This window comes from Nocardia sp. 852002-51101_SCH5132738 (assembly GCF_001665695.1).
Lineage (GTDB): Bacteria > Actinomycetota > Actinomycetes > Mycobacteriales > Mycobacteriaceae > Nocardia > Nocardia nova.
Window position 1 is genome coordinate 39,231 of record NZ_LZML01000201.1, and the last position, 20,211, is coordinate 59,441.

Annotated in this window: 12 protein-coding genes; 5 read left to right on the forward strand and 7 right to left on the reverse strand. The window is 68.9% G+C overall.

All coding sequences use genetic code 11. The features are described from left to right. Positions 1-3 precede the first annotated feature (3 nt). The 6 genes from A5789_RS31040 to A5789_RS31065 are packed head-to-tail and all read right to left on the reverse strand — an operon-like array spanning position 4 to position 12,694. A complete protein-coding gene (locus A5789_RS31040; RefSeq protein WP_227462749.1) occupies positions 4-4,476 on the reverse strand; it encodes an AMP-binding protein in 4,473 nt (1,490 codons plus the stop codon). Next, positions 4,473-6,176, reverse strand: coding sequence for a condensation domain-containing protein (locus A5789_RS31045; RefSeq protein ID WP_064905203.1), 1,704 nt, complete (start codon positions 6,174-6,176; stop codon positions 4,473-4,475). The genes A5789_RS31040 and A5789_RS31045 overlap by 4 nt, the downstream gene beginning before the upstream one ends. 13 nt (positions 6,177-6,189) lie before the next feature. After that, a complete protein-coding gene (locus A5789_RS31050; protein ID WP_082941082.1) occupies positions 6,190-7,191 on the reverse strand; it encodes an ABC transporter substrate-binding protein in 1,002 nt (333 codons plus the stop codon). Positions 7,192-7,251: 60 nt separating this feature from the next. Further along, a complete protein-coding gene (locus tag A5789_RS31055; RefSeq protein WP_064905201.1) occupies positions 7,252-10,410 on the reverse strand; it encodes a non-ribosomal peptide synthetase in 3,159 nt (1,052 codons plus the stop codon). Continuing rightward, the gene (locus A5789_RS31060; protein WP_063018233.1) at positions 10,407-11,348 is read right to left on the reverse strand and encodes a methionyl-tRNA formyltransferase; all 942 of its coding nucleotides are present in this window, start codon (positions 11,346-11,348) and stop codon (positions 10,407-10,409) included. The genes A5789_RS31055 and A5789_RS31060 overlap by 4 nt, the downstream gene beginning before the upstream one ends. Before the next feature lie 56 nt (positions 11,349-11,404). Further along, the gene (locus A5789_RS31065) at positions 11,405-12,694 is read right to left on the reverse strand and encodes a SidA/IucD/PvdA family monooxygenase (protein WP_064905199.1); all 1,290 of its coding nucleotides are present in this window, start codon (positions 12,692-12,694) and stop codon (positions 11,405-11,407) included. A gap of 216 nt (positions 12,695-12,910) precedes the next feature. On the opposite strand from A5789_RS31065, the gene A5789_RS31070 reads away from it, so the two are divergent. From A5789_RS31070 to A5789_RS31090, 5 genes are all read left to right on the forward strand, one after another. Next, on the forward strand, positions 12,911-13,375 hold the full coding sequence (locus tag A5789_RS31070) for a hypothetical protein (protein ID WP_064905197.1): 465 nt from the start codon (positions 12,911-12,913) through the stop codon (positions 13,373-13,375). 144 nt (positions 13,376-13,519) lie between these two features. Beyond that, complete coding sequence (locus A5789_RS31075) at positions 13,520-14,461, forward strand: RluA family pseudouridine synthase (RefSeq protein WP_064905196.1); 942 nt, start codon at positions 13,520-13,522, stop codon at positions 14,459-14,461. 98 nt (positions 14,462-14,559) lie between these two features. Next, on the forward strand, positions 14,560-15,318 hold the full coding sequence (locus tag A5789_RS31080; RefSeq protein ID WP_063018225.1) for a CPBP family intramembrane glutamic endopeptidase: 759 nt from the start codon (positions 14,560-14,562) through the stop codon (positions 15,316-15,318). Positions 15,319-15,625: 307 nt separating this feature from the next. Further along, complete coding sequence (locus A5789_RS31085; protein WP_155525554.1) at positions 15,626-17,326, forward strand: hypothetical protein; 1,701 nt, start codon at positions 15,626-15,628, stop codon at positions 17,324-17,326. 196 nt (positions 17,327-17,522) lie between these two features. After that, the gene (locus A5789_RS31090; RefSeq protein WP_193615457.1) at positions 17,523-18,827 is read left to right on the forward strand and encodes an acyltransferase; all 1,305 of its coding nucleotides are present in this window, start codon (positions 17,523-17,525) and stop codon (positions 18,825-18,827) included. Here the strand turns inward: A5789_RS31090 and A5789_RS31095 are convergent. After that, the gene (locus tag A5789_RS31095; protein ID WP_064905190.1) at positions 18,770-20,068 is read right to left on the reverse strand and encodes a flavin-dependent oxidoreductase; all 1,299 of its coding nucleotides are present in this window, start codon (positions 20,066-20,068) and stop codon (positions 18,770-18,772) included. The two genes, A5789_RS31090 and A5789_RS31095, sit on opposite strands and share 58 nt — an antisense overlap. Between the last annotated feature and the right edge of the window lie 143 nt (positions 20,069-20,211).

Consider the following 20,211-nt stretch of genomic DNA (forward strand, 5'->3'; position numbering starts at 1 on the left):
CTGTCACCCTGCCTGTCGCTGGGCGCCGAATTCGGACATTCCGGCGGCGAAATCACACAGTATGGTGCGCCAGCGCTCGGCGCGCTCGTCGGCCCCGGCCTCGTCCAGCACCGCGGAGTTCACGTCGATATGCGCGACCAGAACCGGGCGCGAATCCTTCGGAACCACTGCGGTGTTGAGGTCGATCGTGAAGCGCAGCGGCAGATCCGGATGTCCGGCCGCACCGAATTCGGCGGTGAGGTCCGGCAGCGGCACCGGCGTCCACGGGCCGCTGCCGAACTGCAGCACATCGAAGCGGCCCAGGTGGTTGAGGCGAATCTGCCCGCGCGCATGCAGGGTTCGATCGTGGACCGGCGCACGGCCGGCCGCCGGAGTCCAGGTCTCGAGTTCGGCCGCCGGCACCAGTGCCGTCTCCTCGACGGTGAACCAGCCGACGCGGCGGGTGTCGTCGCCGGGGTCGCGGCCGTGCGATTCCCGGGTGACCGCGATGCGGTCGGTGGCGTCGGCGGTATCGGCGACCAGCCGGGCGCAGGCGGCGAGCAACAGATCATCCAGGGGCACATCGGTTTCCGCGCACCGGGCGAGCAGGGCCTCGGTGTCGTCGGGGCCGAGTTCCACGATCCGCCGGATCGCCTTGCCCGACCGGTCGCGGCGTGGATCGGTGTAGCGTCCGCCGAGCGGTGTGCCCAGCGTCGGTGGAGCGTCGGACCGCGTCGGGATCGGATCCGATTCCGGCCGATCCTCGTTCATCGGTTGTTCGCCCTGTTCCAGCCGGCGCAGGTCGTCGACCAGGATGAGCCAGGACACCACATCCACGGCGAGGTGATGGATGGACAGGACGAGCCGCGGTTGCTCTCCGCGCAGCAGCGTGGCCGACATCATTCGGCCGGCGCCGGGGTCCAGGCGCTGCACAGTGTCAGCGAGATAGTTTGCCGCACTGTGCCTTACGGTTCCATCGGCGACGGTGAGCAGTTCGGCGGCGCCGGATTGCTCCTGCGCGACGAGCACAGCGCGGCCGTCGTCGCCGGTGACCAGCCGCGAGCGCAGCGTGGGATGGGCGACCGCCAGGGCCTCCAGCCGTTGGACGACCGACTCGGGAGTGACTGCCGGATCGAGCGAGAAGACCTGGGACTGGGCGAGATAGCGGTAATCGCCGTGTCCGAGGATCTCCTGGGCCAACGCGGTGAGCGGCAGCACCGTGCCCGCCGGCGTCACCTCGGCATTCCCGGGAGCGTCCCCGGACGGATCGTCCAGACGCTCGGCGAGATCGCGAAGATCGGCCGCGGCCAGCACTTCTCGCGCCGAGATGCGGTAACCGGCGCCGCGCAGCCGCGACACCAGATCGATGACGCCGATGCTGTCGATACCCAGATCCACCAGGCTGTCCAGGATGCCGACCCGCGTCCCCGCTCCCGCGCTCATCGCCTCGATCAGCGCCAGCAGGGTGCGTTCGGTCTCGGTTCGCGGTTCGGCGCGGGCGGCAATGTCGGCCGGGCGGGTCAGCAGGTCGGTCGCCACGTGCACATCGAGTTTGTCGTTGCGGTTCAACGGAATCTCGTCGACGAACGCGATGCGGGTGGGGACCAGGAATTGCGGCAGCCGGCGGGCCAGATCCGAGCGCAATCCTGCGACGGTGCCCTCGCCGACCACCAGCGCACCCAGCCGGGTCCGCCCGTTCTCGGTGAAGGCCAGCGCCGCGGCGTGGCGTACGCCGTCGAGTTCGCGCAGCACGACGCTGACCTCGTCGGGTTCGACGCGGTATCCGTTGATCTTGACCTGCCGGTCGACACGGCCTTCGTAGGCGACGGTGCCGTCGTCGGACCGGCGCACGAGATCACCGGTGCGATAACGCCTTTCACCCGCCTCGCCCGCGACGAAGGCGGCCGCGGTGGTGGCGGGCCGCCTCAGATACCCGAGCGCGAGTTGCGGCCCGGAAAGGTAGAGCTCGCCCTGCCCACCGGGCGGCACCGGCCGCAGCCGATGGTCGAGCACCTCGGCAGTCATCCCGGCGAACGGGCGGCCGATGGTCGGCGCGGCGTGATCGTGCACCTCGGCCATCAGCGCCTCGACGGTCGCCTCGGTCGGGCCGTAGAAGTTGATGACACGAGTGGTCGCCAATCCCTGCAGGCGCCGCCAGGTGTCCGGACCGATCGCCTCACCACCCAGCGCGAGCACGGCCAGCGGACAGCGCTCGGATCCGGTCTCGGGATCGGTGCGGAACAGTCCGGCGGCGATCAGCCGGTTCAGCATCGACGGCGATGTGTCGAAGATGTCGATCCCGAATTCGCCGATGGCGCCGACGATGCGCTCGGCATCGGTACGCACCTCGTCACCCAGCAGGACCACGGTGTGACCGCTCAGCAGCGCGACCGTGGGCTGCCAGGCAGCGTCGAATCCGGTGGACCAGCCGTGGCCGATGCGCAGCGTGCGCCCGGTGGCGGCGGCGATGGGCGAGAAGATCCGCCGCTCGTGATTGCCCCAGTGGTTGAGCAGTGCGCGATGCGATACCGCGACCCCCTTGGGCCTGCCGGTCGTGCCGGAGGTGAACACCACGTAGAACGCGGCATCCGCCGACATCGTCACTCGCTGCACACCACGGTCGCCCGCCGTAACCGCAGTGATGCCCGGGAATCGGAGGCGGCCGTCGCTGTCCGTGATCCCGTGGCGGCACTCCGCCCCTTGGGCACGGACCTCGGTCAGCACCTCGGCTCCATCCGCATCGGCGAGGACGATCCGCGCGCCGCTGGTGCTCAGCAGATAGGCCACACGATCGGCGGGGGTGGCCGGGTCGATGTGGACACAGGTGGCACCGGCGAGACCGATCGCGAAGGGAGCGTGGAGGACTCGGCGGTCACGGGGCAACATGACCGCCACCGCGTCGCCGCTGCCGACCCCGGCGGCCCGCAGTTCGTCGGCCAGCGTGCATACCGCGACACCGAATTCGGCGAAGCTCTGCTCGCCCGCCGCGTCGACTACCGCCACCCGGTCTGCCGCCGCATGCGCCGCAAGCAGCAATGCCTGGGGAACCGTCGTAGCCTCCACGGCCGGCACAGCGGGCAGCGCCTGCGCGGGCTCGACGGAAGCCGGTACGCCGGACACATCGGATGAGCTGACCGCCTCCTTCGCCGTATCGGAAAACTCTGCACCACAGTCGTATTCAGAGATCAGCACGGCGGGCTCGTCGTCGAGCAGCACGTCGACCGCACTACACTGCCGCGCGTCCACGATCCGGGTGGCGACCGCGAGCAACCGGCGCGCCATCCGGTCGGGGTCGAAGGTGGTGAGCAGGTCGGGGCGGGTTTCGACGCGGCAGATCAGCTCGCCCTGCTCCAGCACCGGGACGAGGGCGATCGGATAGTGGCTCGGGGAGTCGACGCGGCGGGCGGTCATGGTGGCGCCGCCGCCCATCGGCATGCGCGGCGCGACCGCGCCGACCGGGGAGTTCTCGAAGACCAGCAGGCTGTCGAACAACTGCCCGGCCCCGGCGTGCCGCGTGATCTCCGCGATGCCCAGATACTCGTGCGCCCGCAGCTGCGCTACCGAGCGCTGCAGTTCGGCGCCGATCCGCGCCGGCGTGCGCTCGTCGATCCGGACCCGCACCGGAATGGTGGTGACCAGCGCGCCGACGAGGCGTTCCGCATTCGGCAGCGAGGCATCGCGGCCGGAGGTGGTCTGGCCGAAGACCACGTCGTCGCGGCCGGTGAGCCCGGAAAGAATTCGGGCCCAGGCCATTTGGAGCACGGTGTTCAGGGTGAGGCCGTTGGCGCGCGCCCAGCCGACGAGCCGGTCGGTGCCGGCGGGGTCCAGGCGCGCCTCGCCCACCACGGGCAGGTCGAGGTCCGCGGGGGCCGGTGGACCGAGCATCGGCATCGGCGCCAGACCGTCGAGCGCGGCGGCCCACGCCCGTGCCGAGGCCGCGGTATCGCGGCTCGCCAGCCACGCCGCGTGCTCGCGCAGCGGCGGAGCCGGCGGCAGCGCCGCGCCCTCCCCGCGATGCAGGGCGATCAGATCGGAGAACAACAGTGGAATCGACCAGCCGTCGACGACGATATGGTGTGCGGTGCACACCACTTCGTAATCGCGCTCGCCGACGCGCGCCGCGACCACCCGGAACAGCGGGCCGCGGTCCAGATCGAGCCGCCGGCGCGCCTCCTGCCAGTAGAGATCGCGCGCCGCCACCTCCGGATCGCGGGCCGAGCGCAGATCCACCTCGCGCCAGCCGATTCGCCCCTCCGAGGTGATGACCAGCACCGGATGCGGCACATCCTCGGCGAGTACGGCCGCGCCCAGATGCGGATAACGTCGCAGCACGCCGTCGAAGGCCGCACGCAAGGCCGCCGGATCGGCCAGATTCTCCACTCGCACCGCGAAGGTCACGAGGTAGGGATCGATGCCCTGCGCCATCGAACTGACCGAATACAGCCCGCGCTGCAGCGGTGACAGCGCGACGACGTCGAGAATCTCCACCTCGCTCACCGCGCGGCGAACTTCTTGCCGAGTGCCGCCAGCGCGACCGAGTCCAGTCCGGAGGCGCTCATCGGCGCGACGGGTGCGCTCTGTTCGGCGGCTGAGGCGGCCTCGGCCTCGGTCAGTTGGGCTGCCATCTCGTGCACGGCCGGGAATTCGAACACCTTCTGCACGTCCAGCACATAACCGCGCTCGCCGAGCAGTGTGACCATGCGCAGCGCGGCGATGCTGTCACCGCCGAGAGAGAAGAAGGTGTCGGCGCGGCCCACCTCGTCGTCCGCGTCGAGTTCGAGCACCTCGCGAATGGTGTCGGCGATCAGCCGTTCGGCATCGGTGCTGGGCTGTCCGCCGAGCCCGGTGCCGCCCGGGTAGGCCGCGGCGCGTTCGAACACCGTCGGAAGCTCGCCATCGGGCAGCGCGGTCTCCGGCTCCGCGAGATTCAGCAGCCACCGCTCGAGACCGCTTGCGAGCGCATCGATTTCGGTGCGCCCGGCGAGTACCGGCGGAAATTCGAGAATCACCGTTACCTCTTCGCCTCCGGTGACGACGTCGGCGACGATATCGACTCCGTGCGGCCGCGCCACCCGCCGGGCGATCTCACGCGCGTTCGCACCGACCACCTCGGTTCGGCGGTTGACCAGCGCTTGGAACGGCGCACCGGCGGCGACGGCGACGGCGCCACGCAGCTGATGTGTGATCCGCTCGATCCGGGCCGCGGCATGGGCGCGGGCGACGACGGACAGCTCCGTGACCTGCTCCAGCAGTGCCCGCGCGGTGGGCGCCGAGCCGGTATCGATCCGCAGCACCAGATGGTTCGCGTACGCACCGAGCGCCGAATCAGCGTGTGCCTCGGACCTTCCCGCATCGACGATGGCGACGGGCACATCACCACCCAGACCCGCCGCGCCCAGCACTGCGGCCAGCGCGGCGACCACGGACAGTTCGGCGTCGCGGTCGCGGAAGGCAGCCGCCGGAATCCGCAGGGTGCGGGTCGCGGTCGCGGCGGCGGCCGGATCCGATTCCGCGCCGGGATTTCCGGCCACTGCCAGGGTTGCCCGTTCCGGCAGATCGGCGAGCCGGTCCAGCCAGTACCCCAGGTCGGGATCGGCGGCGGCGACGGCGACCAGCGACTTCATCTGCGCCATCGCGTAGCCGCGGTACTGCGTCACCTGCTCGGCTGTCGTTTCCCCGAGCAGTTCCGCCGCCAGCAGCTCGAGACTGCGGTCGTCAGCGGCTACGGGATGAGCGGTGAGGGACAGGACGTCCCGATCGGTCGTGCGGTGCAGTCTGATTCGGATCGGCAGCTCGCGCACCGGGTCGATGCGGTGTGCGGCATCCGAGCGCAGCGCGGCGTCGAGTTCCGACGACGCGGTCGCGACCGTTTCGACCACCGTCAAGGGTGCGTCGACGACGCGCTGGTACGGAATCCGGCGATCGTCCGGATAGACCGTGCGCAGAATCTCGTGCCGGCTCACCGCGGCCACCGCGGCGCGGTCGAGGGCGGCCGGTTCGAGGTCGCCGGTGATCTCCAGGGCGAGAAACAGATTCGTCGCCGCGACGCCGCGCAGTCGTTCCGGCAGCAGCGCGGCCTGCTGGGCCGGGGACAACGGGATGCCACGCCCGCCCGTTCGCGACTCCGGCGCGGCCGCAGCGTTGTTCGGAGCAGTCGTGGCCGGCGCGGTCGTGTTCGGCACGGGCGAATCAGACATGGGTCATCAGTCCTTACTTGCCGACGGTGGCGAGCGTCGGTTCGAGCTTGTCGAGCAGATACGGCACCGACAGTGCGGTCGGCTGGTTGATGGCGTTGATCGTGATCATGTCCACGAACGAGATTCCGCCCTGGCGCACCGACGGCAGATCCGCGTAACCGGGCAGCTGGGTGAACTTCTCCTGCAGGCCCGGCGCCGCGCCGCACACCAGCAGATCGGAGGTCAGATCCCCGAGCCGTTCCGGCGACAGCGCCAGCCGTCCACCCGAGGGGGCCTCGGCGACGAGTTTCGCCGGCATGGTCATCCCGAGCCGCGTGAACACCTGGGCGGAACCGTCTTTCGGATCAGCCAGCACCATCAGCTGGGTGGGCGTGGTGAGCATGCAGGTGAGGAAGCTCTTGCCCTTCAGGCCCGGATGCTTCGCGGCGACCGCGTCGATCCTGCCGTGCACATCGGCGACGACCTTGCCGGCCTGGTCCTGCTTGTGCAGCGCCTTACCGAGCGCCTGGACCTGGTCCTCCCACGGATCGATCTGGGCCGAAGTCAGCGGACCGATGGTCGGGGCCAGCTTGGACAGCTTGTCGTACATGGCCTTGTCCATCAGGTAGCCCGGCGCCACGATGAGATCGGGCTCGAGTGCCGCGATCTGCTCGACGACGTCGCCGCCCATGTTCAGCGCCTTGGACTGCTGCGGCAGCGACTGCGGCAACCACGGCACGGTCATCCCCGCCCCGGCGCCGGGCACCAGATAGCCGACGGGGGTGACCCCGAGGGATACGGCCGCGTCCAGCCAGGCGGGGCCGAGGGTCACCACGCGCTTGGGCGTGCCGTCGACGGTGGTTTTCCCCATGCTGTGCTCGATCGTCACGGCCGCACCGGAATCGGTGTCGTCCGCGCCGGATCCACAGGCGGCCACGGCCGTCACCAGCCCGAGGACCAGCGCCGGCAACGTGGTTCGCAGCACCGCGGCGCGTGCTCGGACTCCGCGACGCGCGGATGTTCGACCTGAGTTCATTGCACAGCTCCTTGTACTTCGCTCCGGGCGACTCGCGATCCCGACCCTCGGAATCGTAGCTTAGGCTAAGCTAACACTGGCCGTCGATACCTCGACTCGGGCCGCCAATCCAGCCACCGTCGGAGTGTCGAACAGCGCTCGCACACCGATCCGCACGCCGAATTCGGCTCGGATCCAGGCCAGTAGCCGCACCGCCAGCAGGGAATGACCGCCGAGTTCGAAGAACGAATCCTCGGCGCCGATCCGCTCGCGGCCGAACATCCGCCCGAACAATTCCGCGATCCGCGTCTCCACCGCCGTATTCGGCTCCCGATACGGCTCCACCGGCGACCGCTGTGGCACCGGCAGGGCGCGGCGGTCGAGTTTTCCGTGTTCGGTCAGCGGAATCTCGTCGATGATCGCGAAGGCGCCCGGCACCATGTACGGCGGCAGCACCGCCGCCGCATGCGCTCGCACCGATTCCGGATCCACTGCGGCGCTGCCGTTTTCGCGGCGCACGGGCACGAGGTAGGCGGCGAGTACCGTGCCGAGCACGTCGTCGGTCACCGCGGCTGCCACACAGTGCGCGACATCCGGATGGGCGCCGACGGCGGCCTGCACCTCCGCGAGTTCGATGCGGTGGCCGCGCACCGTGACCTGTTCGTCGGCACGGCCGAGAAATTCGAGCTCACCGTTTCCGTTGCGGCGCGCCAGATCTCCGGTGCGATAGAGCCGCTGTCCGGGGGCGAACGGATCGGCCACGAAGCGTTCGGCGGTAGCCGTGGCGCGGCCGAGATAGCCGCGCGCCAATTGCGCACCACCGAGGTAGATTTCGCCTGCCACGCCGGTGGGGACCAGTTGCAGCCGCTCGTCCAGCAGATACAGGGCGACGTTGCGGTTGGGACGGCCGATGGGCACGATCCGGGTTCCCTGCGGGCCCTCCACGGTGTGATGGGTGGCCGAGACGACCGCCTCGGTGGGCCCGTAATGGTTGCGGAGTTCGGCCTCGAAGATGCCGGCGAAGCGGTCGGCGACCTCACCGTAGAGCGCCTCGCCGCCGACCGGCACATGACGCAGCGCGCGCCACCGGCTCACCTCCGGCAGCATCAGCAAGGTGCTGAGCATGGACGGCACCATATGCAGCACGGTCACGCCGCAGCGCGAAATCAATTCCGCCACATACGGTATGTCGTCGAACGCGTTCACCTTCGGAATCACCAGGCCGGCGCCGAGAGTGAGGGGTACGAAGATGTCGAGCAGCGAGGCGTCGAAGCTGATCGACGAGGATTGCAGCAGCCGATCCTCGGCGCCCACCCCCCACTGCGCACAGAACCCCACGAGATGTTCGGCGATCGCCGCGTGGGATACCGCGACCCCCTTCGGCGTTCCGGTCGAGCCGGAGGTGTAGATGACGTAGGCGAGGTTGCCGGGACGCAGCGGACGCACGCGATCGCTGTCGCGCGGATCGTGCTGCGGCGATGTGCGCGCGGCCCGTTCCGCGGCCCGCAGATCCTCGGCATCCAGGACCAGCGCGGGCCGCGCATCGGCGATCAGGAATTCCACCCGATCCGCCGGATAGGCCGGATCGATCGGCAGATAGGCCGCACCGGCCTTCAGCACCGCGACGACGGCGACCACGAAATCCACGGAGGTACTCAGCCGCAGCGCTACCACGTCCTCGGCGCCGATCCGCTGTCGAATCAGCTGGTGCGCCAACCGATTCGCACGCCGGTTCAGGTAGTCGTAGCTCAGCTCGCGATCTCCGTCGCGGGCATCGACGAGTGCGACCGCACCGGGATCCGCCGCCACCCGCCGCTCGAACAGATCCACCAGCGTGGTGGGTGCGACGGGGACGAGTTCACCGTGGGACTGCTCCAGAATGTCCGCGCGGTCGCGGACTCCGAAAATGTCCAGCTCGCCGATGCGACGCTCGGGTTCGGCGGTCGCCACGGTGAGCACGCGTACATAGTGGGTGAGGAACTGCTCGAGGATGCGGGCATCGAATTCGTCTGCCTGATAGACGATTTCGATTCGCTCGGCTACGTCGCCGGCGGTGATCACGGTGAGCGACAGCGGCATCCGGGTCGTCGGGCTGCCGACATCGACCGCCGTGGCCGCGATGCCGTCCAGGGCGAGCGACGCGGTCCGGCGGATCCCGAATTCGATGCGAGCCACCTGCTCCAGCCCGTCGCGACCACTGCCGCGCTCGGGGTTGAGGTCGGCGATCACCTGATCGATCGGCGTGCCACGGTGCCCGAAAGCTGTTGCCGCACGGTCGTTCACCGCGCGCAGACAATCGAGGAAGCTGTCCGCGGGGTCGACCGTCGTACGCAGCAGCAGCGTATTGCCGAAGTAGCCGATACCGGTGTCGTCGGCGCTCCGCACGGTGGCCGGTACGCAGACGAGGAAATCCGTTGCGGCGGTGTAGCGGTGGATCAGCGCGTCGAAGGCGGCGAGGAGCACCGTGAAGGGTGTAGCTCCTTCCCGGTGCGCGAACTCCGTCACCCGCATGGCCACGTCGGCCGGCAATTCGGCGCGGATCCGAGCGGTGCGCAGCGAGGGCAGGGGCGCGACGACGCGGCCCGGCAACTCCAACGGCTGCGGCAAGGGCGAGAGCGTGTTTCGCCAATAACTGCGAGCGACCTCGGTCGCCGGCGCAGGGGCGCCACTGCCTTCGACATCACGAAGGCTGCGCACACGGTCGTCTCCACGACTCTCCGGTGCGGCCGGAACCGTCGCCGCGTCGTAGCGGGCACCGACCTCGTCGAAGAATATCTGCCAGGAGGCCTCGTCCCACGCGATCGTATGCACCACGAGAGTGAGGAGGAACCGCCGCTCGTCCGTGCGAATCAGCAAGCAGCGCAACGGAGTTTCGGACGACGGATCGAACGGTCGCCCCGCCTCGCGGCGGATCAGCACCTCGGCCCGGCGCTCGCGACTGGCATCGGCGAGATCACGAAGATCCACCTCCTGCCACGACGGCGTCGCGTCGGATCGCACCACGGCCCGCGGCTCGTCGTCCTCGCCGACGGTGTAGATGGTGCGCAGAATATCCTGCCGCGCAATGGTTCCGGCGATTGCCGAGCGCAACCGATCCGCGTCCACGGCACCGGTGAGCCGGTAGACCGCACAGCAGTTGAGTGTGGTGTCCTGCGGATCACGGGTCTGCAGGAACCAGATCCGGCGCTGCCCCGCCGACAACTTCCCCGCGGCCGGCTCCTGCGCCGACAGCGCGGTCATCGCGGGGCGTCGGTGAGATAACCACCGCGAGCGAAAAATGCGGCGCCGTCGTGTTCGGTGCCGTCGGCGGTGCGCACCCGGGTCACGAGCAGACCGAGATTGCCGCCGCGATGTGCGTCCGGCCCGCAGATCACCACGCCACCGCCCTCCTGCACGACGACTCGCCCGGGGGTTCCGCCGTAGCGGGCCTGCGACAGGGCGGCGGCGGTGATCTCCACCTTTTCGCCCCGATAGTAGGAGAACGCCCGCGGGTACGGCTCGGACAGCGCGCGCACGAACCGCTCCAGATCCTCTGCGTCCCAATGCCAGTCGATGCGGCTGTCACGCTCGGAACGCTTGTGGAAATAGGTGCGCTCGGCCTTGTCCTGCGGCCGCCAGACCGCGGTGCCGGATTCGATCGCGCTCAGCGCCTCCCGCAGCGCTCCCGGAATCAATTCCATTCCGGCGAGGACGAGTTCGGTTCCGGTGGCGGTCGGGCCGATCGGCAGCGAACGCTGCACGAGGATGTCGCCGGTGTCGAGCTGTTCGTCCATCCGGTGCACGGTCAGGCCGAATTCGGATTCGCCGCTGATCAGCGCCCACAGCACGGGCGAGAAACCGGTGAACTTCGGCAGCAGCGAATCGTGCAGGTTCAGCGTGCCGTGCGGCGGCATCAGATACAGCTCCGGCGGCATCCAGGTGTACCAGCTGTTGACCACGATGATGTCGGGCTCGGCACGCTTGACCAGATCGATGGTCTCCGCATCGGCCCGCTCGGTGAGGTGGACCGGAATGCCGTGTTCGCGGGCGAGCTCCTCGACCGAATCGGACCAGATGCCCTTGTAGGCATGTTCACTCGCGGGATGGGTGACCGCGAGCACCACCTCGTGTTCCGAGTCGATCAGAGCCTGCAGCGTGGTACGACCCCAGGTCTGATAACCGAACGACACGATACGCATGAACCGAACCTCTTCCCTCGAACTAAGGGTAGCCTAGCCTACTGTTAGCTCGGTAATCATTCCGGGCGCCGACCGGCCGCGACCCGGGCCGCCACGACGGCCGGGCGGGTCGGCACCTCACCCAGCACGCGATCCGAAAGCTCGCCCAGGCAACTGAGATTCGGAAATCCCGGCCCCTGCGCCATCCCCGCGAGATTCGGCAGATAGAGCTTGGCGTCGAGGCCGGACACCGCCAGATCGTGGCCGATCGCCGCCTCCAGCCGGGCATGGGTGATGGGCCCGCCCACCGCCAGTTCCACCAGATCCGAGGTATCGGAATCGAACAGATCCAGGAACCACAGCGGCTGGCCGCCGGTGGCGTCGACCACCAGATCGAAGGCATGCATCTGGTCGGGGCGCAGTTCGTTGCGCAGCGTGAGCGCCACTCCTTCGCCGCGCTCGGCGACCCGGACCACGCGGCCCTGGAGATGATGAACGCGATTGTCCGCCAGCACGTTCTCCTGCACGCGTACCGAGAACACACCACGGTCGGTGCGGCGGATGACGTCGCGGCGCTCCTGCAGGCTCAGCGCCCGCCACTTCGCCGGATCGCTGAACAGCGCGTTCTCGAAATAACTTTCACCGCGGGTGTAGATGGTGGCCGCGGGCGAGATCACCGAGACCGTGAGGACGTCGTGGCGGACCAGTTCGTCCACCGCCGAGCCCGCGGTCTCACCGCCGCCGATCACCGCCGCCCGCGAGGAGACCGGTAGCCGGCGCTTACCCGCGAGATCCCAGAAGTCCGCGATACTCAGCACCTTCGGATGTTCGGCCAGCGCGCGGCGGCTGTCGCCCGGGCCGGTGATCATCAGTCCGTCGCAATCGATTTCGGTCTCCACACCGGAACCGTCGGCCACCGAGACCAGCCAGCCGTCGGCAGCGGGGCGGATCCGGCGCACCGCGCCCACGACCATCTCGACCTCGGCCTTGCGCGCGACCCACTGCAGATAGTTGGCCCAGACGTGGTGGTGCGGATTGGGCCGGCCCCGGTCGACCCATTCGGCATAGGTGCCGTTCTCGACCAGGAAGGAATTCCAGCTGTAGGCGATCATCGACCGGTCGATCGCGCGGTTGTGGCCGCGTGCCCAGGTGGAGTGGTACGGGAAGCCGATGTCCTTCTCGGGGCTGGTGCCGAGCCGGTGCTGGCCGTCGGTCCACCCGCCGCTGGGCAGCCAATTGCCGCCCACCGCATGGGGTTCCACCACCACCACGCGTGGAGCGGGTAGCCCCAGGTCCCGCAGCACCCGGGCCTTCGCCGCCACTGCCATCGCTTTCGGCCCGGCTCCGACCACGAGAAGCGTCTTCACTGGTACTCCCGTTCTGTGATTCCAGCCACCGCTCAGCCGGGCGCCGGGGCGTTCAGCTGGGCAGATCCGACATATCGGGAAGAGCGGATCCGCCCGAAGTCGACTGAGTACTACCTACCTTTGCATAGGCTTACCTTATATTGCTTAGTGGTGCCAGCCCTTGCGGAACGATTGCGAGGCACGGCACTCCTGTCCCACAACTGATCGGATACGACCATGATCAAGATCAAATCCCGTGCCGTTGCGGCGTTTTCGCTGGCCGCCGTGGTCTTCGCCGGCGGCGTCGCCTCCGTGACCCCGGCCGTCGCCGCGCCGATCGCCGCCCCCGTCCACGCCGCCGCCCCGGGTGTCGGCGAGTTGCAGAGCAAGCTCGAGCTGGTGCTCGACCCGAACGGTTCGCGGTCCGCCCGCGCCAACGAGCTGGAGGCCGGCGAGGCCGGGCTGGGCCTGGTCGACCAGGTCGGCGGCGTGATGGCCACGGTGCCCGGATTCCAGTGGCAGGCCGTTGCGCCCGTGAACGTCCAGGGCGACACCCTCACCGACAACCTGCAGATCAACGTCCCCGGCTTCGATGCCATGTACATCGAGCTGAAGTGGAAGGACATCGACGGCACCTGGAAGCTGACCCGCGAATCCGAGTGCACGATCGCCTATTACGCGAACCTGCCCTGCACCGTCTAGTGCGGCACGCGCAGTGCCGGTCCCGGATGCGCGGCCGACGCGCACTCCGGGAACCGGCGCCGGCGCGATGACAGCCCGGGCAGGATCCGTCTCCACGCGGCGGCCGCCGCGGCCCCCGATCGCGGCGGTGACTAGGGTCGATGTGTGCGACGCCGGCAACAGCCGCCGCTGCCCAAGCGCCACGGACTCGATCCGGCGCGGCTGCGGTTACCCGAAGACGGAACCTGGGCGACCATCCGCGACCATCTGGTCCATCGGCTCCCCCGGGTCCCCGCCGCGCGCATCGACGAGATGCTCGCCGATGGCGACATCGTCGATCTCGACGGACCGATCGTGCCGGACGCACCCTATGTGCCCGGGGGCGCGGTGTGGTTCCACCGCGATCTCCCCGACGAAACACCGGTGCCGTTCGACGTCGCCGTGGTGCATCGCGACGACCACCTGCTCGTCGTCGACAAACCGCATTTCCTGTCCACGATTCCCCGCGGGCAGCACATCCTCGAGACCGCACTCGTCCGGTTGCGGCGCGATCTGGACCTTCCGGATCTGGTGCCCGCGCACCGGCTGGACCGGACCACGGCCGGACTGATCCTGTTCATCGTCGATCCGGCGCGGCGCGGAGCGTATCAGACTCTGTTCCACAAGCGCCGGGTGCACAAACAGTACGAGGCGATCGCACCCTACGATCCCGAACTCACCCTCCCCCGCACGGTGCGCAGCCGGATCGTCAAGGAGCGCACCGTACTTCGCGCCTTCGAGGTCGAGGGCGAGCCCAACGCGGAAACGCTGGTCGAGCTGATCGAGCACCGCGACGGCCTCGGCCGCTACCGGCTGAGCCCGCACACCGGCCGCACCCATCAGCTGCGGCTGCACATGAACGGGCTCGGAATCCCGATCCTCGGGGACGACTTCTATCCCGACCTCACCGATCGCCCCGTGGACGATTTCACCCGGCCGCTGCAACTGCTGGCCGCACGGCTCGCCTTCACCGACCCGATCAGCGGGGCCGAGCGGGTATTCGACACCACCCGGACGCTGCAGGCGTGGACGGACTACGCGGGCTGGAGCGCCGGAGCGACCGGATAGCGGCGACTCGTTCCGTCCGGCGAGCCGCAACCGGCGGCGCGGCGACCGTGACCCGCCGAACACGGCACACCCGCCCGGATGAACGTAGACTGGCGACGATGTCTCGAAACGATAACGGGGTTGCGCAGTCCTCGGCCCCGGTCGGCCCGGGGCGCCGGTTACACGCCTACCTCGACGTCGCCGTCGTGGTGGCGGTGCTCGCCGGGACGAATCTCATCGCGCATTTCACCTCGCAATGGGCCAATATCGCGACCGTTCCCGCGGCCGCGGTGATTCTCGTGCTGTTGATGCGACAACGCGGGCTCGGCTGGGCGGAATTGGGACTTTCACCACGGCAGTGGCGCCGCGGAACGCTCTATGCGCTCGGTGCGGTCGCGATTGTCGTGGGAGCCGTGGCGATCGGCGCACTACTGCCGATTACGCGGCCGTTCTTTCTCGCGAATCGATATGCGACCTTGTCCGGGGCATTGATCGCCTCGATGATCGTGATTCCGCTGCAAACGGTGATTCCGGAGGAACTCGCCTTCCGCGGCGTACTGCACGGGACACTGGATCGGGCGACCGGCGCGCGCGGCGTATTCATCGTCGGCTCACTACTTTTCGGCTGCTGGCATATCGCCTCGTCGCTCGGCTTGACCAGCGGGAATCGCGGGTTGAGCACACTGTTCGGCGGCGGTGTCGGCGGGCAGATCGCCGGAATCGCCCTGGCCGTCCTGGCGACCGCGGCCGCCGGTGTGATCTTCACCTGGTTGCGCCGGCGCAGCGGAAGTCTGCTGGCGCCGATCGCACTGCACTGGTCGCTCAACGGCGCGGGCGCGCTCGCGGCGGCCATTGTCTGGCACACCGCCGTGCACTGAAATTCCGCTGCCCCAGCCGAATTCGGAATCGCCGAGCCGAACAGCCCATTTGCATATTCATCCGAACTGATGTTCGGTGAAAGCGTTGACCGCGCCGATGGTCGGCGATTACTCTCTCACCTCGATCACACATATGTTCGAGTACTCGGGTAATCGACCTCGGTAGCGCGGCCGCTGCCGGGAAAGGCACGCCATGCTCGACGAGCAGTCGACCACCACGACCGCCGTCCCTCCGGCGGACTCCGCGCACCTTCCGCCCCGCGACACGGAACGGACCGGCGCAGACGCACACTTCGGGGAGATCTCCGTGGAGGAACCATCGAAGGGCGCGGCCCGGCGCCGGCGCACCCCCGAACATTCCCCGCAGGCGGAGCTGAACGCGTTGGCGCGGCGGGTGGCGACCGCGCGGGGCAAGCTGCCCCTGCAAGCGGACCCGGCGCTGTTCGCCGAACTGTCCGATCGGGAGATCGCCGCCGAACGCGATCTCGCCGAATGGATTCGCACCCAGCGCCGCCGGCAACGCAAACGCGCGGTGACGGCACAGCTGTCGGCCGAGAAGCGTGACCGCCGCGTCGCCCTGGCACTGCGCCGGGCCGACGACGCGGACGCCCGCTGGCACCGGCGCGCCCGCGCGGCCCGCATGCGGGTGTCGAATCCCGATGCGCGCCTGGCCCAACTGTTCCGCCGCGCCGAATGGTCCTCGCGGGCACTGATCGGCGTCGTCGTGCTCGGCATGGTCTGGGCGGGCGTGAACGTCCAGCACAACCTCGTCCCCAGCGGCGACATGTCGGATCCGCTGTACTGGCTCAGTTACGGCTTCGAGGCGATGATCTCGATCCCGATCATCACGATCATGGTCGTCGCCACGACCGCCGCCCGATGGGGTCGCGACATCGACCGCGGCAAGGTCGTATTCCTGGAAACCGCACTGCTCGGCGTCACCATCGCGCTCAACGCCGGCCCGCATCTGGTGGCGGGCGAACCGGCACGCGCCGCCGAGGCCGCCGTCGCCCCGGTCATGGTCGGCGTCGTGATCTGGTTGCACGCCTGGGTTTCCGCGCGCTATGCGCAGCTCATCGACGACATCCCGATGGAAGACATCGACTCCGATCTCCCGCCGACCGGCTACCGCCCGAGCTACCGCCCGGACGATCTTCCGGAGTGGGCGGAGGCACGTCCGCTGCCCGACAGCGCGGGGTCCGTGGAATTCCCCAGCTATCCCCAGCTCCCGTCGACGACTGCACCGCAACCGGTTTCGGTGGCGGGATGGGATGCCGCGCTGCGGCTCGCGGACGCGGTGGAGAACGGCCGGCCGCCGGCAGCGACCGTGGCCGCTGCTGCCGCCGTGGCCCCAGCGGAGACACCGTCGACCCCGCAGGCCGCGTCTCCCGTCGAACCTGTCACGGCATACGAGGTCGTCACCGAGGCGACGGCGATCGACGACTCTTCCGACGCGGCACCGGCAAAGACCACGGCACCAACGGAATTCGAGGAGGACGAGGCGCCCGCGCGATCCGATGAGCGGTCGGGATCGCACGGCGCCGGGCTGCGGATCGTCTCCGACGAACCGCACAAGACGCGAACGCGGCGGGCCGTGGACGATGCCGTGCAGTTGGTGCTGGGTGAGCCGGTCGCCGAAGCACCGCGACCGGCCGCTGCCGACGTCGACCGCACGACAGCACCGGACGAACCCACCGACCTTCCGGGCGTCGCGGAGGTGGACGAGGCCGAATTCGCCGATGTCGAATCCATCGCCGTCGATTCCGCCGCTATCGATGCCGCGGAGGAAGAGACCGGCGAGGTCGCCATCCGGTCGGTCGCGCACGAGATCCGCCGTCGCGGCCTGTCCAAGCTGTCGGTCGACCAGCTCGCCGAAATCCTGACCCTCACCGACGAATCGTGGACTCCCGCCGCGATCGGTGCCGCCATCGGCCTGCCGGGCTCCCGGATCCTGGGAATTCTGGAGGCGGCGCGCCGCATCACCATGCCGGTCGCGGTCGGCGGCTGAACGCCGATTCGCACCGCCGCCACCAGGCGGTTCAGGCGCCTCGAAGGGGCTGATAAGGAACCTCACAGGCTCGGTCGTAATCATGGAGTGCGACGACCGACTCGAGGAAGCAGATGATCGACACCTTTCCGCGAGCGCATTCGTCGGCGACCTTGCTGCGCGACGGACGGTGCTCCTGCCCACGGATCACGGCACGATGAGTACGGCGACTGCGACATCGGTCCGAGGTAAGCCCACCACCGTCACGACCGAATCGGGGGCGGCCGGGCGGCCTCAGCCGTCGCGGCCCTACCTGCATCAGGTCAACCTGTTCCGGATCCTGACCTTCGCCTGTGTGATCGCCGTCCACGTGATCGACAGATCCAGTGACCCGAACAATGTGTCGGCGAACGGGGCCATGGTGCTGTTGCACTTTCCCCGCGAGGCCTTCTTCACGCTGACCGGATTCGTGCTGATCTACCAGTACGCCGACCGGTCCTTCGACGCGCCGCACTTCTGGCGCCGGCGCTTCGCGCTGGTCGGCATCCCCTATGTCATCTGGTCGGTGTTCTACTGGGGCTATTCGGTGGTCGCCGGCATTCATCAGGAGTCTTTGGCCGGCGCGATACGCCGGTTGGCGGTCGAACTGGCGACCGGTGAAGCCTGGTATCAGTTGTACTTCCTGCTGGTGTCGATGCAGATCTACCTGCTGTTCCCGCTGTTGCTCCGATTCGTGCGCTGGACGGCCGGCCACCACAGGTGGGTGCTGGGGACGAGCGCGCTCGTGCAACTGGGCATGCTGTGGGCGCTGACGCATCCGCCGACACTCACCGGAATGCCGGCGCAACTGTGGAATCACCTCTACGTGACGGTACTGCCGTACCAGTTCTACATTCTGTTCGGCGCGGTCGCCGCATGGCATATCGGCACCGTCGACCGTGCCGTGCGCCGCTTCGGCCCGCTGCTGATCGTCGGCACCCTCCTCGGGGCGGCGGGCGCCGAGTGGTTGTATCGGCGCGCGGTCGCGGGTGGCACCACACCGTGGCAGGCCGACAATGTCTTCAACCCCTACATGGCCGTCTATTTTCTCGCGCTGATCGTCGGTCTCTACACCGTGAGCACCTGGTGGTCCTGGCTGCGTCCGAAGTACCGCATCGTCGGCCGTATTTCCCGCTACGGCGCCGATCGCTCCTTCGCGGTCTTCCTGATGCATCCGATCGTGCTGGAACTGCTGATCCCCCTTTATCCCCGGCTGCACGACGCGGTCGGCGCGGCGGGTGCGACGGTGCTGTTGTTCGTCGCGGTCCTGGCGGTCACCCTCGCGGTCGTCGGCGCGGTGCGCCACGCACCCGGCAGTATCTATCTCACCGGCCGGGCACGGATCGAAGGCCCGATCCCGCTCGTCCGCCGATTGCGGTCGATCGGCCCGGCATCGCCGCGGCGTGTGACCGCCCTCGACACCGGTCACGCACTCTCGGAGTCGTACGGACGGCAGTCGTCGGCCGAGGCGCCGGCGGCGTAACGCGCGGCGGCGTCCGGGACGGCGGGGGCAGAGCCACTGGTGTGGCGGTACGCATCGGCCAGGGCGGCGAGTTCGGCGGCGGTGAGAACATCCTCGATCCGATCGAAACCGTTCGGCGCCCGCTGCGCCACGGCGTGCAGGACGCGGTCCATCGGCATATCCCGGTTCGCCAGCACGATGGTGTTCACCGCCTCCCGCCGGACCTGTTCGTATCGGGCGAGCCCGGCGATCGGGTCGGCGGCCGCGGCCAGCTCGCACGCCACGGCGCGGGCGTCGAGAATCGCTTGCGACCCGCCGTTGGAACCGACCGGATACATCGGATGCGCGGCGTCACCCATCAGCGTCACGCGTCCGGAACCCCAGCGCGACAAAGGGTTCCGGTCGACCATCGGATATTCGAGCACTTCGGCACTGGCGCGTAGCAGTGCCGGAACATCGACACCGGCCAGGTGCCAACCTTCGTAGTGCGGCAGCACATCCGCCAACCGCCCGGCGCGATTCCAGTCGGGGTTCTGCACCCCGGCATCGTGGACGCGCACCTCGGCGACCCAGTTCACCAGCGCACGCCCACGCCGGTGCGCACCACCCGAGATCGGGTACATCACGAATTTCGCGGCGCGATTGGAACCCGCGAGCACCATCGTCCGCCCGTCCAGGAACGGACGAATCTCGCTGACTCCGCGCCACATTCGAATGCCGTTCCACAACGGCCGCCCCTCCTCCGGATGCAACTGCGCGCGGACCGTGGAATGCAGACCGTCGGCGCCGATCAGCACGTCCGCGGTCTCCACGACGACGGCGCCGGAGGCGCGGTCGAGGAACCGGCAACGCACGCCGTCGGCATCCTCGGCGAACGATTGCAGCACCATTCCTTCGCGCACGGCATCGGACCCGAGTCGACGGCGCACCAGATCCAGGAGCAGACCCTGCAATTCGCCGCGGTGCACCGAGTATTGGGGCCACGGGTGCCCCGCGGCGAGTCCGCGCGGCTCACTCCAGATGTGATTTCCGAACCGGTCGAGATGCACCGCGGTGGAGGTGGCGATCGCGCAATCGTCCAGTGCCGCACCGAGTTCCAGTTCATGCAGCTCCCGCACCGCATGCGGGAGCAGATTGATTCCGACGCCGAGCGGGCGAAGCTCACCGACCGCGTCCAGCACGACGGCCTCGATCCCCACCCGGTGCAAGCATGCCGCTGCGGTCAATCCGGCGATTCCGGCGCCTGCGATCAGAACCCGCATCACCGCACCCCCGGTTCATCGACGGCCGGCGCCCCACCCACGAATCCGCTCCTCCCGACGACCCGAATCTACCGATTCGCGGAACGCGATGCAGAGCGGTCGTTCACCGGAGGTGGAAATGCCGCGCACTCGGCACCACTGTT

Coding starts and splice junctions, on each gene's coding strand:
- A5789_RS31090 (WP_193615457.1), top strand. CDS start 17,523: ATGAGTACGGCGACTGCGACATCGGTCCGAGGTAAGCCCACCACCGTC.
- A5789_RS31050 (WP_082941082.1), bottom strand. CDS start 7,191: ATGAACTCAGGTCGAACATCCGCGCGTCGCGGAGTCCGAGCACGCGCC.
- A5789_RS31045 (WP_064905203.1), bottom strand. CDS start 6,176: ATGTCTGATTCGCCCGTGCCGAACACGACCGCGCCGGCCACGACTGCT.
- A5789_RS31060 (WP_063018233.1), bottom strand. CDS start 11,348: ATGCGTATCGTGTCGTTCGGTTATCAGACCTGGGGTCGTACCACGCTG.
- A5789_RS31070 (WP_064905197.1), top strand. CDS start 12,911: ATGATCAAGATCAAATCCCGTGCCGTTGCGGCGTTTTCGCTGGCCGCC.
- A5789_RS31080 (WP_063018225.1), top strand. CDS start 14,560: ATGTCTCGAAACGATAACGGGGTTGCGCAGTCCTCGGCCCCGGTCGGC.
- A5789_RS31095 (WP_064905190.1), bottom strand. CDS start 20,068: ATGCGGGTTCTGATCGCAGGCGCCGGAATCGCCGGATTGACCGCAGCG.
- A5789_RS31055 (WP_064905201.1), bottom strand. CDS start 10,410: ATGACCGCGCTGTCGGCGCAGGAGCCGGCCGCGGGGAAGTTGTCGGCG.